15 protein-coding genes and 4 pseudogenes are annotated in these 20,947 nt (G+C 60.6%); 13 read left to right on the forward strand and 6 right to left on the reverse strand.

Going from position 1 to position 20,947, the window contains the following annotated elements:
- Nucleotides 1-123: 123 nt before the first annotated feature.
- Nucleotides 124-1,387 (reverse strand): annotated as a pseudogene (locus BSK43_RS35960) (NAD(P)/FAD-dependent oxidoreductase).
- 202 nt (nucleotides 1,388-1,589) lie between these two features.
- Between BSK43_RS35960 and BSK43_RS10615 the strand changes: the two are divergent.
- The 5 genes and pseudogenes from BSK43_RS10615 (at nucleotide 1,590) to copC (ending at nucleotide 5,307) form a co-directional block, all read left to right on the forward strand.
- The gene (locus BSK43_RS10615) at nucleotides 1,590-2,003 is read left to right on the forward strand and encodes a hypothetical protein (protein ID WP_077469468.1); all 414 of its coding nucleotides are present in this window, start codon (nucleotides 1,590-1,592) and stop codon (nucleotides 2,001-2,003) included.
- 247 nt (nucleotides 2,004-2,250) lie between these two features.
- Nucleotides 2,251-3,618 carry a PepSY domain-containing protein gene (locus BSK43_RS10620; RefSeq protein ID WP_077469467.1) on the forward strand — a complete coding sequence of 456 codons (1,368 nt, stop codon included), beginning with the start codon at nucleotides 2,251-2,253 and terminating at the stop codon, nucleotides 3,616-3,618.
- Between the two features lie 56 nt (nucleotides 3,619-3,674).
- The gene (locus BSK43_RS10625) at nucleotides 3,675-4,172 is read left to right on the forward strand and encodes a copper chaperone PCu(A)C (protein ID WP_246662530.1); all 498 of its coding nucleotides are present in this window, start codon (nucleotides 3,675-3,677) and stop codon (nucleotides 4,170-4,172) included.
- Nucleotides 4,173-4,221: 49 nt separating this feature from the next.
- Nucleotides 4,222-4,813, forward strand: a pseudogene (locus BSK43_RS10630) (SCO family protein).
- A 125-nt stretch (nucleotides 4,814-4,938) separates the two neighbouring features.
- The gene (gene copC / locus BSK43_RS10635; protein ID WP_077469465.1) at nucleotides 4,939-5,307 is read left to right on the forward strand and encodes a copper homeostasis periplasmic binding protein CopC; all 369 of its coding nucleotides are present in this window, start codon (nucleotides 4,939-4,941) and stop codon (nucleotides 5,305-5,307) included.
- 58 nt (nucleotides 5,308-5,365) lie between these two features.
- On the opposite strand, the gene BSK43_RS10640 is transcribed toward copC, so the two are convergent.
- The 5 genes and pseudogenes from BSK43_RS10640 to BSK43_RS10660 form a co-directional block, all read right to left on the reverse strand.
- Nucleotides 5,366-6,067, reverse strand: coding sequence for a polysaccharide deacetylase family protein (locus BSK43_RS10640; RefSeq protein WP_077469464.1), 702 nt, complete (start codon nucleotides 6,065-6,067; stop codon nucleotides 5,366-5,368).
- Nucleotides 6,068-6,078: 11 nt separating this feature from the next.
- Nucleotides 6,079-6,921, reverse strand: a complete 843-nt coding sequence (locus BSK43_RS10645; RefSeq protein ID WP_077469463.1) for a glycosyltransferase family 25 protein — start codon at nucleotides 6,919-6,921, stop codon at nucleotides 6,079-6,081.
- 122 nt (nucleotides 6,922-7,043) lie between these two features.
- A complete protein-coding gene (locus BSK43_RS10650) occupies nucleotides 7,044-7,661 on the reverse strand; it encodes a glycosyltransferase family 29 protein (RefSeq protein ID WP_077469462.1) in 618 nt (205 codons plus the stop codon).
- A 282-nt stretch (nucleotides 7,662-7,943) separates the two neighbouring features.
- A pseudogene (locus tag BSK43_RS10655) lies at nucleotides 7,944-9,901 on the reverse strand (DUF882 domain-containing protein).
- Between the two features lie 175 nt (nucleotides 9,902-10,076).
- The gene (locus BSK43_RS10660) at nucleotides 10,077-11,657 is read right to left on the reverse strand and encodes a sigma-54 dependent transcriptional regulator (RefSeq protein ID WP_077469461.1); all 1,581 of its coding nucleotides are present in this window, start codon (nucleotides 11,655-11,657) and stop codon (nucleotides 10,077-10,079) included.
- Between the two features lie 218 nt (nucleotides 11,658-11,875).
- Here BSK43_RS10660 and BSK43_RS10665 point away from each other — a divergent pair, with 218 nt between their 5' ends.
- The 8 genes and pseudogenes from BSK43_RS10665 to BSK43_RS10700 all read left to right on the forward strand — a co-directional run bounded on the left by BSK43_RS10665 (nucleotide 11,876) and on the right by BSK43_RS10700 (nucleotide 20,901).
- Nucleotides 11,876-13,723: a M3 family oligoendopeptidase gene (locus tag BSK43_RS10665; protein ID WP_077469460.1), complete on the forward strand. Its 1,848-nt coding sequence runs from the start codon at nucleotides 11,876-11,878 to the stop codon at nucleotides 13,721-13,723.
- A 271-nt stretch (nucleotides 13,724-13,994) separates the two neighbouring features.
- Nucleotides 13,995-15,155, forward strand: a complete 1,161-nt coding sequence (locus BSK43_RS10670; protein WP_077469459.1) for an aminodeoxychorismate synthase component I — start codon at nucleotides 13,995-13,997, stop codon at nucleotides 15,153-15,155.
- Complete coding sequence (locus BSK43_RS10675; RefSeq protein WP_077469458.1) at nucleotides 15,140-15,784, forward strand: aminotransferase class IV family protein; 645 nt, start codon at nucleotides 15,140-15,142, stop codon at nucleotides 15,782-15,784. Before BSK43_RS10670 ends, BSK43_RS10675 begins: the two co-directional genes overlap by 16 nt.
- 3 nt (nucleotides 15,785-15,787) lie before the next feature.
- The gene (locus BSK43_RS10680) at nucleotides 15,788-16,072 is read left to right on the forward strand and encodes a YciI family protein (protein ID WP_068400154.1); all 285 of its coding nucleotides are present in this window, start codon (nucleotides 15,788-15,790) and stop codon (nucleotides 16,070-16,072) included.
- 222 nt (nucleotides 16,073-16,294) lie between these two features.
- Nucleotides 16,295-17,746, forward strand: coding sequence for a homospermidine synthase (locus BSK43_RS10685; RefSeq protein WP_068400151.1), 1,452 nt, complete (start codon nucleotides 16,295-16,297; stop codon nucleotides 17,744-17,746).
- A 180-nt stretch (nucleotides 17,747-17,926) separates the two neighbouring features.
- The gene (locus tag BSK43_RS10690; protein WP_077469457.1) at nucleotides 17,927-18,313 is read left to right on the forward strand and encodes a hypothetical protein; all 387 of its coding nucleotides are present in this window, start codon (nucleotides 17,927-17,929) and stop codon (nucleotides 18,311-18,313) included.
- A 27-nt stretch (nucleotides 18,314-18,340) separates the two neighbouring features.
- On the forward strand, nucleotides 18,341-18,664 hold the full coding sequence (locus tag BSK43_RS10695; protein WP_077469456.1) for a hypothetical protein: 324 nt from the start codon (nucleotides 18,341-18,343) through the stop codon (nucleotides 18,662-18,664).
- A gap of 148 nt (nucleotides 18,665-18,812) precedes the next feature.
- Nucleotides 18,813-20,901, forward strand: a pseudogene (locus BSK43_RS10700) (5'-nucleotidase C-terminal domain-containing protein).
- The last annotated feature ends 46 nt before the right edge of the window (nucleotides 20,902-20,947 follow it).

The following is a 20,947-nucleotide window of genomic DNA, read 5'->3' on the forward strand; positions in this document are numbered from 1 at the left end:
CGGGTGGTATTTGATTGCGTTTACGCCTATTGCCGCGCAAGTTTAAGAGCGCTTCGCATGAATTTTTGACGTGAATCGCTATTTTTCGCTCCGAAGCGCATCGCCTGTCTCATCGAGCTGGCATCAGAGCGCTTTTGCCACCGCTTCCGCCGCGACAACGCCGCTTTCATAGGCACCATGCGCGGTCGAATATCGCGTCTTAGAGCAGGCCTCCCCGGCGAAGAATAGACGATCGTTGCAGGGCGCTGCCAGCACGCCGCGCAGATCCGAAGCACCAGGTGTCGCATAGGAATAGGAGCCGCCGACAAATGGCTCGCTCGCCCAGGCCGACATGACGAGAGGGGAAAGTTTCTTGCCGATATCAGCGCCGAAAACGCGCTTCAGCTGCTCCACCGAGAAGGCGAAGGCAGCGTCCGTTCCCTGCCGTTCGAGATCGAGTGCGAGATCGGCGGCAAAATAGGCTTCGATAACAGGCGCACCGAACGGCCTCAGCTGATATGCGCCGGTGCGCCGGCTCTCCCGCGATCCCATGACATGCGTATCCTCGGGAAACATCTCCGGTTCGGACACATGGATGAAAAGCTTGTCCGCCAATCCGAGAGGCAGGCGCGAGGCCGCCTCGATCTTTTCCGGAAGTGGCGGCGAGAAAGTGATCCGCTCGGCGGCAAGGACATTGGTGGAGACAGCCAGGATCACCGCCTTTGCCTTCAGCTCGCCCTTATCCGTCGAAAGCACGACATGATCCGCAGCCGTGTGGTCGATGCGGCTGACTTCCACACCGAGAAGGGTCGGCACCGGCATGCCATAGGTGGCCACAAGCGTGCCGTAGCCCTGCAGCACGCGCCAGTCCGGACCGGGGCCAGGATCGTAGCGGCCGAGATCGATGACCGAAGACTTCGGCAGTTCCGCGCCGGTCATGAACGCGCCGACCGCATAAAGCCGCTCGATCCACGGATCATCGGGCGCGAGCATGGTCGACAGATCCGTGTCGGCAACGCCGTCATAGGCGTCGACCCGCTCGAAGAATTCGGCGACGGCCCCTGCCGCCGCCTTCACTCCGGGGTCTTTCCCTTCCAGCTGCCGGCTGCCGTCGCTCCAGGGCGCCGGCGTGCGATCGACCGTCAGGCCGATCTCTTCGGTGATCTTCGTCCAGGGATTGGTGCGTGCGCCGTGCAGCCAGCCGCAGCCGAGGTCGAGCGCGTGGACCTTCGGCGCCGAACGGATGGATCGTCCGCGCGCGACCGCCGACACGGTCGGAGGCTTCGAGCAAAACGATCGAAAGGTCGGGCCGAAGCGCTTGCAGCCGCCGGGCAGCGCCGACGCCGGCGGCACCGGCGCCGATAACGGCAACGTCGACTTCGCCGCCTTTCCAGGACACGATAGGCATTTCATTTCCTTTTCGCACAAACGCCTGGAGGCGGACTGCTTGAGAACGATGAACGACACAGAGCCTTGCCAGTTAGTCGGCTCAGCCTTTCCGACCAATCTGTAGCTGACCTGCGCGCGGTATGTAAACGGGCACGCCAAGACGCATACCAAATTGCCGCATTGAGCTGCGGCGGCGAATGTCGTAGGTGCTTTGGACAAGAATGGGGAGAATCGTGCGGAAGCTTACCTTTGGGACAACGCGATTGCTGGTGCGCATTCTATGCGCCATGGCATTGCTGTCCGTCGGTTTCGCCCATCGCCCGGCCGTATCAGCCGCGGAACTCACCCCCCTCGAACTTGCCCAATACCGTCTGCCGGATGGAACCCTGCCGGTTCTCTGCGTCACCGAAAGGACGCCCGACGGCAAGGAGCACAGCAAGGCCTATATGCCGGGATGCGAGGCATGCCGCATCTCCGCCGCCATCCTGCTTCCCACCCCGCCGACCGACATCTGCGAGCATCTCGCCTTTGTCCGGGAAGATGTCGTCGTTCCCAGAAGCGAGACATTCCGCCGGCAGCTTTATCCGCCCAATAGCGGCCCCCGCGCTCCCCCTGCTCTTCGAACCCTTGCCTGAACCTGCGTCGCGGCTTCTGCCGTAACGTTTGTCTTCAATGGCGGCCGGACCATGCACGAGAGTTGATCGTGCCGGCTGCGGGTGAGATGGCTCCTTGCCGATGTCCCGACACACGACGGATATCCTGATTGTCCGCTTCGCAAGCGACATCGGCACAAGCCGCGACCGGACAGGTCGCCACTCCCGCAGACGGGCACATCCCTCGCAACGGATCATTCCCTGCCGCCGGAACTTCGGAGAGTTCCCAATGTCTGCCTTCACCGCGGCCGAGCCCGCCGCAACCGCATCAGACCAGATCTCGCTCTATCGGGCGATCTGGCGCTGGCACTTCTTCGCCGGCCTGCTCGTCATCCCGTTCCTGCTCAACCTGGCGATCACCGGATCCATCTATCTGTTCAAGGATCAGATCGCCGACACCTTCTATGCCCACCGCCACATCGTCGCCGATACAGGCCCGATGCTATCGCCACAAAAGATCGTCGATGCGGCACTGGCTGCCATGCCAGGCACCGCGGCGACATCCTATCGCGAGCCTGCGGCGGGAGACCGATCCGCCCTGGTAACGGTGTCGAAAGGCGGCCAATCGACGCTCGTCTACGTCAATCCGCATGATGGTGAGGTACTCGGCTCGGTCAGCTCGAAGGAGGAATTCAGCTGGGTCGTCAAACGCATCCACAGCCTCGAATATTTCGGAACATGGACCAACCGCATCATCGAGATCGTCGGTGGCTTCGCGCTGATGCTTGTCGTGACGGGCATCTATCTCTGGTGGCCGCGACGCCAGACGGGCGGCGTCCTCACCGTTCGCGGCACGCCGTCCCGCCGCGTCTTCTGGCGCGACCTCCATGCCGTCACCGGCGCAATCGCCGGCATCGTCATCTTCTTCCTCGCCTTCAGCGGCATGCCCTGGTCGGGCTATTGGGGCGCCAACGTCAATGCGTGGCTGACCGCCAAGGATCTCGGCTATCCCGCGGCCCTTTGGGACAATGTGCCCACATCGACGAAAGTCACACAGGATATCGTCAACCGCCCCGGCTGGATCGTCGAGAATGCCCCCGTGCCACTCTCCGGCGCGGCAGCGGCGTCGAAGTCGATCGGGCTGGACAAGGCGGTGGAGATCGCCAGCGGGCTGGGCATAGCGCCCGGCTTCAGCATGGCGCTACCTTCCGACGAGACGGGTGTCTTCACCGCCTCGATTTTCCCCAAGGATCTCTCCCAGGAACGCACCGTCCATATCGACCAATATTCCGGCAAGCCACTGGTCGATCTCTCCTTCGATCAATACCCGGCATTCGGCCAGGCGATCGAATGGGGCATCAATGTTCATCAGGGGCAGGAATGGGGCCTCTTCAACCAGTTGCTCATGCTGGCGACCTGTATCGCTATCATCCTCAGCTGCGTCACCGCTGTCGTGATGTGGTGGAAGCGCCGCCCGGCTGGCCGCCTCGGCGTACCGCCCATGCCGCCGCAGAAGTCCGTCTATATCGGGCTCTGGCTGATCGCGATCGTCTTCGGCGCGGCCTTTCCCTTAAGCGGTCTCGCTGTCGTCGCGATGCTGATGGTGGATCAGACAGTCATCCGCTTCGTGCCGCCGCTGAAACGCTTCTTTTCATGAAAGGCTGCGCGGCAGGACCTGCCGCGCAGCACCCAGATCCCCAGAGGAAACCGATCATGAACCGATTTATCAGCTCCTTCGTCGCCGCCAGCCTCTGCCTTACGGTTCCTGGGCTGGCTTTTGCCGCCGAGACAACGCTTGGAAAGCTCAAGATCGCCGCTCCCTATGTGAGGGCCATGGTGCCAGGCGCCGAGGTCGGCGGCGGCTACGTGACCATCACCAATACCGGCGGCACCGATGACCGGTTGATCGCAGCCAGCTCGTCGAGAGCAGTCAAAGTCGAGGTCCATGAGATGAAGATGGACAACGACGTCATGGTGATGCGCAAGCTTGAGAAGGGTCTGCCGCTGCCAGCGGGCAAGACGGTTCAGCTGAAGCCCGGCAGCTACCACCTCATGTTCATGGACGTTATCGACCCTTTCAAACAAGGCGAGACGATCAGGGCGAAACTGACCTTCGAAAAGGCCGGTTCGATTGATGTCGATTTCCCTGTGGGTTCGGCGGTTGCGAGCAAGGCGGACAACGGGGGCGACCATGCCAACGCAGCTGAATGAACGGCGCGGCAGCAGCCGTGCCTCCCTTCATGCCAAGGAGGAGAAGCCGATGTTCACAAAAGAATGGTCGATCCCCGTCATCCTGACGGTCTTCCTGCTCAGCATTTGCGGCTTGATTGCCTACTTCACTTGGACCCTGATGCCATCAGCGAAGGGAGCGGAGGAGCACATTGGCTCCTCCTTCAACCTTATCGACGACCGGGGCCAACCGATGACCGCGCTGGCTCTGAAGGGCCACCCGTCGCTCATCTACTTCGGCTATACCCATTGCCCGGATGTCTGCCCGACCACACTGTTCGAAATGGCCGGCTGGCTGAAGACGCTGGGACCGGAGGCGGACAAGCTCAAAGCCTATTTCTTCTCGGTGGATCCTGAGCGCGATACGCCGGAGGTCATGCACAAATACACCGGCAATTTCACCGATCGCATCACCGGTATTACCGGCACCCCCACGGAAATGCAGAAGGCCATCAAGGATTGGCGCATCTATGCCAAGAAAGTGCCTTCGCCCGATGGCGATTACACGATGGATCATACCGCCTCGGTTCTCCTCGTCGGCGCACGGTAATCTGCGCGGTCTCATTGCCTACGGGGAAGACAAGGACGTCGCCCTGCAAAAGATCCGCAATCTTCTGAAATGAGCGGCCATTGGCCGCCCGCACGCACCCCATCGGTAGCAATCCGAACGGGATATAAGAGGCGACATCCGTCGCCATCAAACTTGCCGCAGCCCCCTGCGGCGCCTCAATGGAAAAGGAAGACCGACATGACTCGGATGAAGACGCTGCTACTCGTGACTGCCGCCGCCAGCATGGCCTTCGCAGGCCAGGCCCTGGCGCATGCTCACCTGAAGTCCTCCGCGCCGGGCGCCGACAGCGCCGTCAAGCAGGCACCCTCGGAACTGGACCTCACCTTCACCGAGGGTCTGAACCTGAAGTTCAGCGGCGTGACGGTTATGGGACCGGACAAGAAGGTGGTCAAAACGGGCGCTTCTTCGCTGATGGATGGCGACAAGACGCTGATGGTGCCTGTCAGCGACAAGCTTGCACCCGGCAAGTACACGGTCGAATGGCACGCGCTCTCGACCGATGGCCATAAGACCAACGGCGCCTACACATTCACCATCGCGCCCTGATCAAGCCTTTCCGGGGCGGCTTTCAGCCGCTCCGGCAACATTGGTGGCTATGGATGATTTAACCGAATGTGCATTTCTTGACGAAATGCAGCCAGCTGTCGTTGCGCCGGATCGTCGCGCGCGGCAGGCCGAAGGGGTCGTCACCCGGCCGCGCCCTTCCGCGCCGTGTTGTGGTCGCGGCACTATAGCCGGCCTCATAGGCCAGCACCCGATCGAGCGGTGTCTCGTCGCCATAGGGAAAACAGAAGGACGAAACGCCCTCGTCCAGCACGTCTTCCAGTAGCCCGCGCGAATCCGAGATCTGGCGCCGCGCATCCTCCATCGGCAATTGCGGAAGATGGACATGATCGAGCGTGTGCGAGCCGACTTCATGCCCAAGGCTGCTCCAGCGGCGCAGCTGCTCGACAGACATGCAAGCTGCAGGCGCCACGCCAAGCGGCAGGTCCCAGACATTGCCGCCGCCAATCTGGTTCACGACGACGAAATTCGTGGCGGTGAAGCCGAATTCCTGCAGCACGGGCAAGGCATTCTCGAAGACGTTCAAATAGCTGTCGTCGAAGGTGATGGCGGCAACCTTGCCGGCCTTCAATCCGGTGATGTAAGGCATTGCCTCACGCAGTGACAGGCCTTGAATTCCGAGCCTCTTCAGCCATTCCATCTGGCGACGGAATGCTTCCGGATGGACGGTCATGCTTCTGAACGGCGCCTTGCTCGAAGGTGGCACCGCAATCTGATGATATGCGAGAATTGGAACGGACAAGTTTGCTCTTCTTAGATGAGGCGGTGCGAGCGCAGCGCAATTCTTGCGCGATATAGCGGCCGCAGCACCTCTCTGGAAAGCCTTTCCATCAGGGTCTTACGGCTCTTGATGGTGCTGCCGCCAAGCTGCGAGGAGATTTCATGCACACCACCGGGAAGCACGGCGAGCGGTGAAACATGGGTAAGCCAGCTCATCTGCACCGTTGTATCGACCGGCCTGTCGAAGAAGGCGGTTGCTTGCAGCAGACGAATGGCTGCGTCCCGGCTGACGAGCTGCGCCACCATGCCAAGGCCGATCCGGGTCGGCTGAATGACGTTGATCTCGCCCTGCGTCAGAACGCGGGTGCCATGTTCCTTGCCCATTCGGAAGGGGAAGCGAATGAACGCCCCTGGCTTGAGGCAGGCCTTGGCAGCCGCAAAGGCCGCATGAAACGAATCATCGATCTCCACATCATCTTCGAAGATGAGGCCGGCATCGATGTTCTGTTCGACGATGGCGGCCCATGCCTTGCGGTGCGACAGAAAGCAGGCGATCTCGCCCTGGCTCATGGCAAAGGGATAGGACGGCTTGTGGAGCTTGCGGCGATAGACGCGGTCTATTTCAGCCTCGGTCAGGCAACGGCCGTCGACGGCTTCCACGATTTCACTCGAAACCGGCAGCTTTGCCATCAGTCTTTCGACCTGCGGCATACGATCGCGAGCACGATCCAGGTGGACGATGAAGCCACGGATGACGAGCTGACTCGGCTCGTTCAGGTTCGCTCCAACGGGGGCAGATACGCGATCGAATCCGAATCCCGCATGCGCTCTCTCAAGCGGCGTCGCCGAAGACGGGTCGAATTCGTTGGTCTGCATCAAATGATATCCCAGTGTTGTAGGCGCAGGCTCTATCAACCCTGAATGAAGGCGAGCTTAGGCAGACATGAGGCGAAACTGAAAACAGTGATTTTCGATGGCATTCCACAGCCAATTATCGACTAAGCGAGCAGACTGATGTGGCCGCTCGCCATCTTTTCCTCTACCCAGCGGCGTTCATCCAGCCAGGCATGGCGCTTCCATCCCTCCCAGCTGAACCCGCAGAGTTTCACCTCCCATTCGCAGGCGGGAAGGATCGACAGCACATATCGGACGCCGAAAAAGCCGGTGCTCGGAAAAACCTGGTCCATCCGGCACTCGGCGACTCCAAGTTCCGCACAACTTTCGATGTAGAACTGCGGCGGCATGATGCGAATTTCCTTGCCCGCTGCACCCACCAGCTCGATGGTTCGCATCGTCCAGTCGCTCTTTCGGCCCTTCAGACGCGAGAGGAAGTTGGGCTTGGGATGATATTTGCGGATGATGTCGGGATGATAGGCGAGCACGACCTCTTTGGCCGCTTTGAAGGTAGCGCTTGTCAGGAAGGCCGGATCGGTCAGTCGCCGCTGCATCGGCTTGCTGGAGGCTGCGAGCATCAGGATATCGGTGCGTGAGCCGCTCATGCCGACAGAGGCTTTAGGCTCGTTGAAGCGCATCGCAAAATCCGCATTGTCGACGATCTCCGAGAGATCGCGGTGCAGTGTGCCATTGCCAATGATAATTGCCGTCTTACGGTTCAAATTCGGATATCCAGCCTTTCAAGCCTATCGCCCTAATTGCGCCGGATGAAGCGAAACTGAGCAAAAGATGATGCGAAAATGAATAAAATCTGACAGCAACCTGAAAGCCAGCAGGGTGTCACCTACAGGCAACAGCTGTTTTGATCGATCCCCTCCCACCAAAATTTGCGTGAGCTTTGCGAGCGATCAATCAAGCCGCAATCACAGCAAGCTCGTCGCCGCGCACAAATGAAAAGGAGCCCAAATGGGCTCCCGTAAAGTTGTCTGAACTTTGAACGCTGCTTACTCGACCGAATTGAACTTCTTCACCTGAAGGAAATTCACTGCCGTACCGCTAAAGCGTTCCGGGTCGATCGACGCCGTCTGCACCTTGAAGCCATCGGTATAGACGGCGGTCGGCTGGGCACGAAGCGCCGGGCTTACGAAGCGAGGAGCCTTGACCGGGCGATTGACGATCTCCACGCGGGCCTTTGCGATTGCCCACTGTGAAATCATCTTTTCGGTCAGCTTCGGCGCCGTCGTTATCGTGGCACGACCGGAATCCGCCGTCACCGCATCCTGCTTGTTCGGCCGGCGCCCTTGGTGGCGATACCCGCAGCGATCGGACGTTCCTGCGGTGTCACCGCATCGAAACTGTCATTGAAACGACGGGGGCTGCTTGCCTTGAGTTCATTGCGAACCGGCGCCAGTGCGGCCACCTGCATCGGCATCTGCTGAGCCGGCCGCTGCTGCGGCAGAACCGCTGCAATCGCCTGCGCAGCATCGTTGCCGGAAGCTACGCCACTATTCGAAGGCGCGAGCTGATCCTTCGAGGCAACATTGTTCTGCGGCGAAGTCACAGCAGCCACCGCGTTAGCATCCGATCGATCGGGTCGGCTCTGCTCAAGAGCGGCGATGACCAAGGGCGAAAGCGTACCGGCATCGGCCTGGTCATCGATTGCTTCCTGATCGGCATCAGCAGAGGCCAGGAGGCTTTCAGCAATTTCGGGACGCTGTGCCGGCACAGGCACGGCGGCAAGCTGGCCCTTCATGTCTGCCTCTGCGGACGCCACTTCAGCATCGCCGGGTGCGCGGCGGTCAAGCAAGGACGGCACCGGTACGTGATAGGAGCGAAGGTCGGCATATTGCGGCTGGTCACCCGTATTCGGCATGGCTGCTGCAAGCGCATCCTGAGCGTCATTGCGCGGCGCCGATACGAGCGCGGAGGCTACGTCGCTGCCAGCGGACTGACCACCGAAGGCCGGGCGGATCTGCGGTACGGGTGCGTTTATGCTCGCAACCTGAACCTGGGCAGGAGCAGAAGCGGGAGCCGCACTATCGTCACCATCGTCAGCCGCGGTTGGAGCCGGCTGCCCCTTGCGGGAAGCCGAAGCAACAGCGACCGGTGCCGACGACGAGCCTTCATCCGCATTGTCCTCTTCCTCATCCGCACCACCGCCGCCAAACAGGCGGGCAAAGAAGCCACGGCGAGGTGACGAGGAGCTGGCGATCTGGATATCGGACGACATGCGTCGCTTGTAATCGGCGACGGCCTCCTGATAGCCCGGCAGCGGCCGGCCATCGGCAGGAATATGCATGGTCTTGCCGTCCGGGAACAAACGGACGAGATCCTGGCGATCCATGCGCGGCCAAGCGCGCACACCGCCGACGTCCATGTGGACGAAGGGCGAGCCCGAAGTCGGGTAATAGCCGACGCCGCCCTCTTGGAGCTTCATGCCGAGCTCACGCAGCTTGGTGAGCTTGACGTCCGGAATATAGAAGTCCATCGCGTTGCCGAGCATATGCTGGCTCTTCTTGGCAACGCCGGTGTGTGCGTTACGCGTGCGCAGCATCTCGTTGGTGCCCGGCGAACGGAATCCGCAGATGACGTAGATGAATTCGTGCGAACCGCTCTCGCGGTACACTTCCCAGATGAGGTCGAACAGCCGCGGATTCATCTTGGTCGGCTGATTCTTGCGCCAGTCGCGCAGGATGCGGTTCAGCTTCTCCAGACCGTCCGGATCGAACTTGCCATTGCGCTTGTAGGTGATGACGGCCTTTTCACCGGTATGGACGTAATAGATCTTCAGGCTTCGGGTTTCCCCGCCGGCCTGAGAGGGAGTGCCAACGAAAACAGGCGTAGAAACGGCCAAAGCAAGGAGGCCAACGGCTACCACCTTGGCCACCTTGCTAAATAGGTCTGAGCACGCAGAATGCCAGCTCAAGCTATTAGGCTTGGTATTTCCACTCAAATTCGGCAATTCGATCCCCGTCCGACAGACAATGTCGCATCGTGTTCCAAATGGCTGTCAATTGCGGTGACACGATGGCAAAAATGCCACACATAATCGCCCTCTTCATACATGGTGAACGATGCACTAACAAGTGCTTTACGACGGGTAACAAAATATGCTTGCCTAAAAGTTAAGCTTCCCCTCATGCCGCGCTTTTTTGCGGGTCATCCGGATCTATCCCGTAATCTTTCAACTTGCGGTAGAGAGTTGAGCGCCCAATCCCAAGCTTTCTTGCCACTTGACTCATCTGCCCGCGGTAGAATCGGAGGGCAAAGCGGATCAATTCTTCCTCGACATCCGCCAGTTTCCTGACATCCCCTGAGGTATTGGTGCTGACGATGACGTTGTCGGAAGCGGTCGCCAATGCATCGCCGACAGGAAGCGGCGAGGTTGCAGCCGCGTCAGCTGAAATCACGCGCATCCCGCGCTCGGCTCTCTCCCCGGTCGCAGAATCCATGGCATGAGCCTGTGAATTATCCACAACTAAGGTCGGATGCTCGCCCGAGAAATAGCCGGGCAACTGCGCGGCGATCTGCGGAAAATCGCTATCCAGCAGCTCGGGTCCTTCCGATAGAACGACCGCCCTGAACACGGCATTTTCGAGCTGGCGAATATTGCCCGGCCAGTCGTAAGCCGTCAGCAGCGCAAGAGCACTGTTGCTGATATCGAGCGAATGATCGAGCTTTTGCTCCAGCGCAAACCGGTCGGCAAAGGCGCGTGCCAGATGCGGGATATCCTCCTTGCGGCGACGAAGCGCCGGCATGGTGATCGGGAAGACGTTGAGGCGATAGTAGAGGTCCTCGCGGAAACGCCCGGCCTTGACCTCTTCGATCAAATCCTTGTTGGTCGCAGAGATCAGGCGGACATTGACCTTCTGCGCGACGCGCGCACCGACCGTCTCGATTTCCCCTTGCTGCACGGCGCGCAGCAGCTTCACCTGGACTTCCAGCGGCAGATCGCCGATCTCGTCGAGGAACAGCGTACCGCCATCGGCTTCCATGAACTTGCCGACATGGCGCTCCGCCGCGCCCGTGAACGCACCCTTTTCATGTCCGAAAAGAATGCTTTCCACCAGATTGTGCGGAATGGCACCGCAATTGACCGTTATGAACGGCTTGCCGGAGCGGTCGCTTGCGGCCTGAATGGCACGTGCCACCAGTTCCTTGCCGACGCCGGATTCACCTTCCAGGACGACGGGAATATTCGACTGTGCGGCACGATGCGCAAGATCGATCACCCGCATCATCGCCGGGCTTGCCGAGACGATGTCGTCGAAGGTGATGGCGCTGGAACGCGATTTGCGTCCCGCGCGTGCCTTTGCCTCGCGCTGATCGAGCTTGAGCGCATTGCCGATAGACGCAGCAATGCGCTCCGGCGACACGGGCTTGACGACGAAATCGAAGGCGCCGGCCCGCATGGCCTGCACAACGGTGTCGATACCGCCCTGCCCCGTCTGCACGATAACGGGCAGATCGATACCCATCTCGTTCAGCGCGCCCAGGAACTCGATGCCGTTCATTTCCGGCATCATCAGGTCGAGCACGATCACATTGATCTGATCGCTATTACGCTTCAGAACTTCAAGGCCAAAGCGGCCATTCTCTGCCAAATGGGCCACGTGTCCGTGCCGCTCGATGGCATTCTTCAGCAGACGACGTTGAATCGGATCATCCTCAACAACGAGAATCTGCGCGCCCCCTTTGGCGCTATTATAAACGGTCATTGGTGCCTCACTTCATGCGAAACCTGACACGGACATTCGCAGAAAGGCTTGAACATGAAGTTTTGCCAAATCATCGCATTTTAATCATTATGACGAATGTACTACCGCCTATGGTTCAACCGTCAGCGTCGGGAAATCAGGCTTGCAGCAGGCTTTCCAGCCGAATAAACACGAACGCATCGGACGTTCCGCAATAAAAAGCAGAGGAAATATCGCCCATGAGCCCGACCTCGCTCCGTAAATCCCTTAACTTCTCCGCCAACCAGCCTGCCGCCGGCAGCGCGCTCGGGGACCTGCCCGCCTGGAAGCTCAGCGATCTCTATCCTTCCGCTACCTCACCTGACTTCACCGGCGACATGGAAAAGGCGGGCAAGATGGCCACCGCCTTCGAGGATAAGTGGAAGGGCAAGCTTACGGAAGCGGCAACCATGACAGGCGATGCCGGTATCGGTGCCGCCATCAAGGAATATGAGGCGCTTGACGATATCATGGGCCGCCTTGGCTCCTTTGCCGGCCTCACCTATTTTTCCAACACCAGCGATCCGGCCAACGGCAAGCTCTATGGTGATGTGCAGACGCGGCTGACGGACTATGCCGCCCACCTGCTGTTCTTCCCTCTGGAACTGAACCGCATCGATGACGCCGCGATGGATGCCTGCATGGCGAACGACCCTGCCGCCGGTCACTACCGTCCCTGGATTGTCGACCTGCGCAAGGACAAGCCGCATCAGCTCGACGACAAGCTCGAGCAGCTGTTCCTGGAAAAGTCCATGACCAGCGCCGCAGCCTTCAACCGGCTGTTCGACGAGACGATGGCGGAGCTACGCTTCGAGATCGACGGTGAAAAGCAGCCGCTGGAAGTCGCGCTGAACATGCTGCAGGAACAGGATCCCGAAGCGCGCCGCAAGGCGGCCATGGCGCTTGCCGCAACCTTCAGGGCGAACCTTCGCACCTTCACGCTCATCACCAACACGCTCGCAAAGGACAAGGAAATTTCCGACCGCTGGCGCGGCTTCGAGGATATCGCCGACAGCAGGCATCTCGCCAACCGCGTCGAGCGCGAAGTGGTGGACGCACTGGCCGCGGCCGTACGCGATGCCTATCCGCGACTCTCGCATCGCTATTATAAGATGAAGGCCAAGTGGCTCGGCATGGAGCAGATGAACTTCTGGGATCGCAACGCGCCGCTCCCGGAAACGCCCAATGCCTTGATCCCCTGGAGCGAGGCGAAGGAGACGGTGCTATCCGCCTATGGCAAGTTCGCGCCTGACATGGCCGCAATCGCCAAGCGCTTCTTCGACGAAGAGTGGATCGACGCGCCGGTCCGTCCGGGCAAGGCGCCGGGCGCATTTGCCCATCCGACCGTGCCATCGGCGCACCCTTACGTTCTCGTCAATTACATGGGCAAGCCGCGCGACGTCATGACGCTCGCACACGAGCTTGGCCATGGCGTGCACCAGGTTCTGGCCGGCGGCCAGGGCGCCCTGATGTGCCAGACACCGCTGACGCTGGCCGAAACCGCTTCCGTCTTCGGCGAGATGCTGACCTTCCGCGCGCTGCTCGACAAGACCTCCGACAAGCGCGAACGCAAAGCGATGCTCGCCCAGAAGGTCGAGGACATGATCAACACGGTCGTGCGCCAGATCGCCTTCTACGAATTCGAGCGCAAGCTGCACACCGCCCGCAAGAATGGCGAGCTGACCTCCGATGACATCGGCGAGCTGTGGCTGTCCGTACAGGCGGAAAGCCTGGGTCCGGCGATCAAGATCTCCGAGGGTTACGAGACGTATTGGGCCTACATCCCCCACTTCATCCATTCGCCCTTCTACGTCTACGCCTATGCCTTCGGCGATTGCCTTGTGAACTCGCTTTACGCCGTCTACCAGAATGCCGACCAGGGCTTCCAGGAGAAGTATTTCGAACTGCTGAAGGCCGGTGGCACCAAGCATCATTCCGAACTCCTGAAGCCTTTCGGCCTCGACGCCACCGACCCGTCGTTCTGGAGCAAGGGACTGTCGATGATCGAAGGGCTGATCGACGAGTTGGAAGCGCTAGATAAGAGCTGAAACTGCGCCTGCTAGCAGGTCAGGCAGGTCTGCCATTGCCGCAGCTTCGGTGCCTGGCCCCTCACCCCAGCCCTCTCCCCGCCAATGCGGGGAGAGGGAGCTACCGCAACCACTACATCGCCGTTTGCAAAGAACAGTGCTGTGGATGCTGAGCCAGTCCCCTCTCCCCGCGAGCGGGGAGAGGGCTAGGGTGAGGGGCCATGCACAAAGCCGCAGCAATGGTGGACGTGCCTGACAATCGACATAACGAGAGCCCGATAGAAACCCGCGCATGGCCGACGCCCGACCTCACGTCCTCTTCAGGGACGACAGCACAGGACAGGTGATGATCTTTGCCGAACCGGCCGAGATCATCACGGCCCGGACGCGCGCCGAATTCTTCGATGCGTTGGACCGGATGGAGACGGCAAGGCGACAGGGAAAATGGCTGGCAGGATACATTGCCTATGAAGCCGGCCATCTTTTCGAGGAAAAGCTTGCAGCTTTTGCCGAGGAGAATCGCGAGACGCCGCTGCTTTGCTTCGGCGTTTTCGATGCTCCCGCGGCCGACGACGACTCTCTTGGCCAGCCGATGCAACGGCTTGAAAATCAAGAATTCCTGACCGAGCCAAAGGCCGCCTGGGATTTCCCTATATATAAAGAGCGATTCGACCGGCTGCACCGGCATATTCGCCTCGGCGACTGCTATCAGGCGAACCTGACCATGCCGATCCATGCCCGCTGGAACGGCGACGCCAGAGCTGCCTTCTGGTCGCTGATCGAGCGGCAACCGGTGAAATACGGTGCGCTCGTCGATCTCGGCGGTCCGATCATTTTGTCGCGCTCGCCGGAGCTCTTTTTCCGCACGGATGAAGAAGGCTGGATCGAGACGCATCCGATGAAGGGCACGGCCAAGCGCGGCACAAACGCCGTCGAGGATGCCGAAATCGTCGCCGCCATGCTCGCCGACGAGAAGACGCAGGCCGAAAACCGCATGATCGTCGATCTCCTGCGCAACGATATCTCCCGCATCACCGAAGTCGGCACACTCGACGTGCCCAGGCTGTTCGAAATCGAGACCTACCCGACCCTGCACCAGATGGTCAGCCATGTGCAGGCAAAGCTGCTGCCCGACATCACCATCCGCGATATTCTTGCGGCAATCTTTCCCTGCGGCTCGATTACCGGCGCACCGAAAATGCGGGCGATGGAAATCCTGCATGACCTTGAGGATGGCCCACGCGATGCCTATTGTGGCGCGATCGGCATGATCTCGCCGGATGGAGCCATGCGCTTTTCGGTGGCGATCCGCACGATCACGCTTTTCGAAGACGGCCGGGCAGTGTTCAATGTCGGCGGGGGCATCGTCTTCGATTCGACGGCGGAAGCGGAATATGAAGAATGCCTCCTCAAGGCGCGCTTCGCCGTGGGGGACCGATGGATCGACCGCTAGAGGATTTTTCCCTGATCGAGACGCTGCGCTATGAGCCGGAGGCCGGCTTCATCCGCCTGCGCCTGCATCTTGCCCGGCTGCAACGCTCGGCCCGCCGCCTAGGCTTCCCGGCTCCGAAAAATGCGCTCACCAAACTGGAAGAGGCCATCGCCGGTGCTTCCGCACCCTTGAGGGTCCGGCTGACGCTGGACCGAGACGGACAAGCGGCGGTAACGACAGCCCCCTTCTCGGCGCTGTCACTCGACACAGTCTGGCGCGTCCGTATCGCCGCCGCAACCCGGCTCGATTCCGCCGACAAGCTGCTGCGCGTCAAGACCACGCGCCGCGCCGTCTATGAGGCGGCACGCGCGGAGTACCGTCCTGACGAGGCCGACGAGGTGCTGCTGCTGAACGAGAAGGACGAGGTTTGCGAGGGGACGATCACCTCCATCTTCCTCGAGGATGGCCCGGATGTGCTGCAGACACCCCCAATTTCATCCGGCCTGCTGGCCGGCGTGTTACGCACCGAGCTCATTTGCCAGCGCAAGGCCCGTGTTGGCCGTATCCGGCCTGATGACCTTCGAGACCGCACGCTTTATGTCGGAAACTCCCTGCGCGGCCTGATCCGCGCGCAACTCATATGGAATTGATGCATGTTCATTCTTTCGCTCACCTACCTCAAGGGCAATGATGAAGCAGACAAGCAGATGGAGCCGCACATGGCCTGGGTGAAAGAAGGATATGCCAAGGGCTGGTTCCTCGCATCCGGCCGCAAGGTACCGCGCACCGGCGGCGTTATTTTTGCCCGCGGCGAGCGCGCTGAGCTGGAGGCCTATGTCGCCGCCGACCCCTTCACCATCCACGGGATCGCATCCTACGACGTCCAGGAAATCGCCCTCACCACAGTTGTCGACGGATTGGAAGCCTTGAAGGCCTGATGGCTTTATTCCGGATAGGTCAGTGAAAACCGACCTTGAAGGCAACAAACTCGTCGCATATGGCGTGTATGTTGGCCTCCACTTGACTTTGTCCGGCTAACTCTGAAGAGCTCTTTATTGTGACATCAAATTATGATTAGAGCCCTTCACCTCGCGTTATCGCGCAAACTCTGATTGAATTTCGTGAACCGAACGGCGTCCTGCCTTTCGAAGGAGACAAGAATGACGAAACACAACTATCCGGTATATGCCGAAATTACCGGCCCGATCGTGATGATCGGCTTTGGCTCCATCGGCCGCGGCACCCTGCCCCTGATCGAGCGCCATTTCAAATTCGACAAGAGCCGGATGGTCGTTATCGACCCGCGTGAAGAACCAGCCGATATGGAAATCCTGGCGAAGCACGGCGTCCGTCATATCAAGGCACACGTCACCAAGGAAAACTACAAGGAGCTGCTGAAGCCGCTCCTGACGGAAGGCGGCGGCCAGGGCTTCTGCGTCAACCTCTCGGTCGACACCGGTTCGCTCGACCTCGTCAAGCTGTGCCGCAAGCTCGACGTGCTCTACATCGATACCGTCGTCGAGCCCTGGCTCGGCTTCTACTTCGACAAGAGCCTGAAGAATGCCGACCGCACCAACTACGCGCTGCGCGAAACCATGCGCAAGGAAAAGGCGAAGAACCCCGGTGGTTCGACTGCTGTTTCGACCTGCGGCGCGAACCCGGGCATGGTCTCCTGGTTCGTCAAGCAGGCGCTCGTCAACCTTGCCACCGATATCGGCCTGAAGTTCGAAGAGCCGGATCAGCATGACCGCGAAGGCTGGGCCAAGCTGATGAAGAAGGTTGGCGTCAAGGGCATCCATATCGCCGAGCGCGACACCCAGCGCACCAAGCATCCGAAGCCGCTCAACGTCTTCTGGAACACCTGGTCCGTCGAAGGCTTCATCTCCGAAGGTCTGCAGCCGGCCGAACTCGGCTGGGGCACTCACGAAGAATGGATGCCGAAGAACGCCAAGAAGCACAAGAAGGGCTGCCAGGCCGCTATCTATCTGGAACAGCCGGGCGCCAACACCCGCGTCCGCACCTGGTGCCCGACCCCCGGCCCGCAATACGGCTTCCTCGTCACGCACAACGAATCAATCTCGATCGCCGACTTCTTCACCGTGCGCGACAAGGACGGCGACGTTACCTTCCGCCCGACCTGCCACTATGCCTACCATCCGGCCAACGATGCCGTTCTCTCGCTGCACGAAATGTTCGGCAATGGCGGCACACCGCAGCCGGTTCACCACGTTCTCGACGAGCATGAGCTGGAAGACGGCGTCGACGAACTCGGCGTGCTGCTCTACGGCCACGACAAGAATGCCTACTGGTACGGTTCGCGCCTGTCTCTCGAAGAGACCCGCCGCATTGCTCCCTACCAGAACGCGACCGGCCTCCAGGTAACCTCCGCCGTTCTCGCCGGCATGGTCTGGGCACTCGAAAACCCGACCGCCGGCATCGTCGAAGCCGACGAGATCGACTACAAGCGCTGCCTCGAAGTGCAGCTGCCCTATCTCGGCCCGGTCGAAGGTCACTACACCGACTGGACGCCGCTCGATGGCCGTCCGGGTCTCTTCCCGGAAGACATCGACACGAAGGATCCCTGGCAGTTCAGGAACATCCTCGTTCGCTAACGGAAATAGCGTTTGCTGATGCAACGTTCGAATGCCCGCACAGGTCGTGCGGGCATTTTTGTTACGCAAGCGGGATAAATCAAGGAGTTGCGTTCTCAAGCCTTGCTTTAACCCAATAGCCGCGCCATCTTTCTCGCAACCGATACGACAACACTCCGCCCTTCATCGCGGGAGACATTTATGAAGATCAGAACCGTTCTTTCCCTCGCAGCCGCTGCAGCAGCCTTGTCCGCCTGCGTTGATTTCGGCGGATCGCGACCGCCGCCGATGACGATGAACCCCGGCGTTCAGCCGCGGACAAACTCGGTGGAAGGCAGCTGGAGCGACACGAACGGCCTGAGTTCGACGTTCACCGCCGGCCGGTTCGAGACGCACACGACCGACGGCACGAACCAGCAGATGGCTTCGGGAACCTACACGACCGACCCGTCCGGCGTGATCCAGATCAATCTCTATTCGAACATCAAGCGCACCAGCTCCAAGGTGAATTGCTTCATGGCGAACCCCGGTCAGCTGAACTGCACCTCGGAGACGGGTGGGCACTTCTCCCTCAACCGCCAGGGCTGATCAGGCATGGCGGAAGGATAGAACGCCATGCGCCGCATGATGTTGCTCTATCTGGCCCTCATCGCAGCGCTGCCTTTCGCCGTTCTGGCGGCGGTTCTCCCCGTCAACAGCTATCGGGCGCAGGGTATCGACGGGCTCGATTGCGATGGCCCGGCAAGCGTTCTCCTCTTCGCCCTGCCCGTGCTGCTGATCTATGGCATCGGCGCCATCCTGCTTTATCGGAACCGGCGCCGGCGCTTTCATTTCGCTGCGGCGCTCTGCTGCACAGCCGTCTTCTGCGTCGTCGGATGGAACGCCGCCTCGGCGATCCGAGAATCCCACGGAGACGCCTCCATAGAGGCATGCGCCTGATCCGGTGATGAATTCACCCTCCTTATAAAATCCGAATGAAGCCAACAGCTTTTGCTTGCGCTCGCTCCGCCATGATGAAAACATTCCGGCGGGGGACCGCCATGGGGGCATCGGCGGGCCGGATTGTAAAGACGAACAGGAGAGACAGATGAAGCAGCCCTTAGGAGTGGGACTTTTGGCCGCCGCAGCCTTGGCGCTGAGCACAAGCGCCGCCTTCGCGGACTATCAGCTCAACATCCTGCACTTCAACGATTTCCATTCGCGCGTGGAGTCGATCAACAAATTCGATGCGACCTGCTCTGCGGCCGAAGAAGCCAAGAATGAATGCTTTGGTGGCGCCGCTCGCCTGAAGGCAGCCATCGATCAGCGCCGGGTCGCACTCGCCGGCCAGAACGTGGTGGTACTCGACGCCGGTGATAATTTTCAGGGCTCGCTGTTCTACACGACCTATAAGGGTGCCGCCGAAGTCGAATTCCTCAACGACATGAAGATCGACGCCATGACCGTCGGCAATCACGAGTTCGACGACGGCGAAGGCCCGCTTGCCGCCTTCCTCGACAAGGCGCAGTTCCCGGTGGTGACGGCCAATCTTGTGGTCGACGACCAGTCCAAGCTCGGCAACCGCATCAAGAAATCGATCGTGCTTACCATCGGCGGCCAGAAGATCGGCATCGTCGGCGCCGTGACGACCGAGACACCCGAGCTCGCCTCGCCAGGCCCGCATGTGAAGATCACCGACGATGCCGCCGCCATCAGCGCCGAAGTGGACGCGCTGAAATCGCAGGGCGTCAACAAGATCATCGCGCTGACCCATGTCGGCTATCCCCGCGATGTCGAAAAGATCGCCAAGATCGCCGGCGTCAGCGTCGTCGTTGGCGGCCACTCGCATACGCTGCTGTCGAACACCGATCCGAAGGCCGCCGGCCCCTATCCGACCATGGTCGATAATCCCGCCGGCTATAAGGTGCCTGTGGTACAGGCCGCGTCCTACGGCAAGTACCTCGGCGACATCGTCGTCACCTTTGACGATAACGGCGCGGTCAAGGACGCCAAGGGCGATCCGATCCTGCTCGATTCCTCCATCAAGCCCGATCCGGCGATCGCCGCCCGCATCCAGGAGATGGCCAAGCCGATCGAAGAGCTGCGCAAGAAGGTGATCGGCAATTCGCAAGGCCCGATCGAGGGCGCACGCGAGATCTGCCGCGTACAGGAATGCTCGATGGGCAACCTCGTGGCCGACGCGATCCTCGACCGAACCAAGGCCCAGGGCATCTCCATCGCCATCCAGAATGGCGGCGGCCTGCGAGCCTCGATCGCCGCCGGCGATGTCAGCATGGGCGACGTTCTCACCGTGCTGCCGTTCCAGAACACAGTCGCGACCTTCCAATTGACGGGCGCGGATGTGAAGGCGGCATTGGAAAACGGCCTCAGCCAGATCGACGATGGCGCCGGCCGCTTCCCGCAGGTCGCGGGCCTCAAATACAGCTTCGACAAATCGAAGCCGCCGGGCAGCCGGCTCGTCTCCGTCGACGTGCAGGAAGGCACGGAATTCAAGCCGCTCGACCCCGAAAAGACCTACGGTGTCGTCAGCAACAACTATATGCGCGCGGGCGGCGACGGCTACACCGTATTCGCCAAGGACGGCAAGAACGCCTATGACTTCGGTCCGAACCTGGAATCGGTGGTTGCCGACCTATCTCGGCGCGCACAATCCCTACAAGCCCTATACCGATGGCCGTGTGACCCAGGTTGCCGCGGCAGCACCTGCCGCCCAGCCCGAAGCAGCCAAGCCGGCGGAAACGCAGCAGCAGGCCGCACCGGAGCAAAAGCCCGCACCGGCACCCGCAGACACCAGCAAGGCAGCACCTGCCGTGACGCCTCCGGCCTCCTCGACACCCTCGGCGGCAACGCCGGCAACCACAACACCGGCAAAGCCCGCGGACACATCATCGGCACCGGCAACCACGACGCCCGCCGCATCTGCCTCTGCGACGGCCACCCCGGCACCTTCAACGCCGGTGACGACAGCTCCTGCCACCGCCGCACCCGCAGCTAAAGCCAGCGAAAAGCCGAAGACGCCGACAACGCATGTCATCGTTACCGGCGACACGCTCTGGGATCTCGCCAAGACCTATTATGGCAGTGCCAAGCAATGGCATAGGCTTGTGGCGGCCAACCGCAATCTGAAGCCTCATCATCTCCAGGTCGGCGAAAAGTTGAGGATTCCAGCCAAGTAAGACGATTTGTCTCGCATGAGAACGCCGGCCCGGGCTTCCCCGGGCG

The organism is Rhizobium sp. P44RR-XXIV (assembly GCF_001999485.2).
Classification (GTDB): domain Bacteria; phylum Pseudomonadota; class Alphaproteobacteria; order Rhizobiales; family Rhizobiaceae; genus Rhizobium.